Source organism: Phyllobacterium sp. P5_D12 (assembly GCF_054049495.1).
This window is the reverse complement of the sequence record NZ_JBFUMG010000753.1, coordinates 1-1,694: the sequence shown is the minus strand read 5'-3', so window position 1 is coordinate 1,694 and position 1,694 is coordinate 1. Positions and strand designations below refer to the sequence as shown.

At 59.2% G+C, this 1,694-nt stretch carries 1 protein-coding gene; it reads right to left on the bottom strand.

The window, feature by feature from the left end; all coding sequences use genetic code 11:
* Positions 1-1,694, bottom strand: a 1,694-nt coding sequence (locus ACXJ5O_RS26065) for a hypothetical protein (RefSeq protein ID WP_457302438.1), incomplete at both ends; no start/stop codon positions are given.

The following is a 1,694-nucleotide window of genomic DNA, read 5'->3' as shown; positions in this document are numbered from 1 at the left end:
ATTTCAGACCGGATTGCTTGAGCTTCAGACCGAGATCAAGGCCTTTTTCATGTGTGCCAAGATATCCACGCGTAAACCCGTCGACAGAAAACAACGCCTCTCGCGGCATCACACAACATTCGAATGTCGCAGTCGCTACCTCCGTCGTTGCCATTCCTGTTACGGCGTCAATGGGATATCCGGCATAACGGCTGATCAGAGCACGGTCGGACTGCGCGCCCGCGACCCATGTGCCAGCCCAGCGGATCGAATCATCTTCGTAGGCAAGAGTGGGGGAGAGGACGCATTCCTTGCGCGCTTCATAGGCTGCCAGCAATTTGCTGAACCATCCAGGATTGCGCGGAAGCAGCGAGGCGGCGAGAAAAACAACCGTCTCGGTGGAAACGGCCCGGGCGCCCACCTCAAGGGCATCGTAAAGATCTTCCGAGCCGCTGGCCGAAACGAGGCGCAGATGTAGACCGTAGAAATCCGCAAGCCGCCGCACCTGGACCCCAATGCGATCGACAATCTCAGTCGCTGCCGCAATAACGATTGGTGCCCGACGCGTTTCCGGGTCAAGGGCGAGCAAGGCAACGAGCGGCGCAATCTCTTCTACGCGCTCATCAACGCCAATAATCAGCGCCGGTCCAAGAACGTCCTCGAACGAGCCGAGATCGACCACACCAAAGATTTCAGGAGCAGGGCGGTTCACTCCACGCAGCAGCGGCACGAGTTGTTGATCGACAATATGCCGTAGCGCCCAAGCGTTCGGGTCAATCGCGCGGATCTGCCGGACAACCGCATCGCGCGACGTGATCCGCGTCGGTGTCAGAGGCATGAACGCGCGCCGCCCATCGCTTAGGCCAAGCTCCACATAGAAAGGTGCTGTGCTGTCCCCGTCGAGTTCGGGTGCGAAGGCAACAAACCCATGCGCGTGCCGATTGGGATCAAGCCCGGCGTTGAATGGCGGTTTGTTGTCGAATTCCCGGGTAACATCGGGCCTGTCGATACGTGTCCAGTTTGCATCAAGCTGCGTTTCGCCGCGATGCCGGCGCAATTTGACGTCCCCCACATGATTGTCGGGATCGAGCAACCAGCCGGAGACAAGTAGGCCGCTCCCCTCCACACGAAACACGTGGTCGATGCCCATGCGTACCGGGAAGGGCAGGCTGGAGATCGTCTCGGTTCCATCGAAGCGATTGGCGGCCGAGCGCATACGAAGGAGAATCTCGGTCGAGCTGCGAACGCKAGGCAGAATCGCTCGCACATGGCTGGGCGTCTCACGCGCGCCTGAAATCAGACGGCGGTCGTAAACCTCGGTGAAACGCCAGCCGCGACGTCCCCGAAACAGAAGACGCTCGATGTCATTCGGCTCGACGATTTCATTGGCGAGCAAAAGCCCAGCAAAACCTGACGATTGTTCGTTCAGATCGGGGCGTGCGAAAACGCTGATTACACATTCAGCAAGTGAAGGCGACCGGCCACTGATCAGGAGCCGTGTGACGGAAGGCGTCAAGTCCTGCGCCCAGCCTTGCACGAAAATCTCACCCTCATCGCTGCCGCCGATCAGTTCTATGCAACCATCTGAGCGTGCGCCCGCCTGCAAAAGGATGGTGATCGCGGAAAGCTTCTTACGGCCGATCGGTCCAGAGATCAGGCCTTCCACCAGTCCGTCGATCACGGAAGGCAAGCTGGAACCGGCAAGGTCGGTGATC